The sequence below is a fragment of the Pseudoalteromonas sp. S3178 genome, assembly GCF_005886985.1.
Taxonomy (GTDB): Bacteria; Pseudomonadota; Gammaproteobacteria; order Enterobacterales; family Alteromonadaceae; genus Pseudoalteromonas; species Pseudoalteromonas carrageenovora.
The window spans coordinates 1-350 of record NZ_PNCW01000322.1; the positions used below are offsets into that span (position 1 = coordinate 1).

1 pseudogene is annotated in these 350 nt (G+C 43.1%); it reads right to left on the minus strand.

Features of this window, described 5'->3' with window-relative positions:
• Positions 1 to 350 (minus strand): annotated as a pseudogene (locus CWC11_RS21145) (enoyl-CoA hydratase/isomerase family protein); the annotation flags it as partial.

Below are 350 nucleotides of genomic sequence, written 5' to 3' on the forward strand. Positions count from 1 at the left end.
ACTCACCATACTTTTCAGCATCAACAAAATGATCTGCCAACCCCACAAACAGTGCATCAGCGGCATTCATCGAGGCACCTGTTAACCCTAAAAATAACCCCACACCTTGCGACATCTTATTCAAAAAGTAACTACCACCCACATCTGGTTATAAGCCAATAGTGATTTCAGGCATTGCAATACGTGCGGTTTCTGTGACGACTCGATGACTGGCACCTGCCATGAGCCCTAATCCGCCCCCCATAATAATGCCGTTACCCCACAGTAAAATAGGTTTCTCATAAGTATGTATTTGATAATCCAGGCGGTACTCTTCACTAAAAAACGTTTCTATATAGTTATTGCAGTCA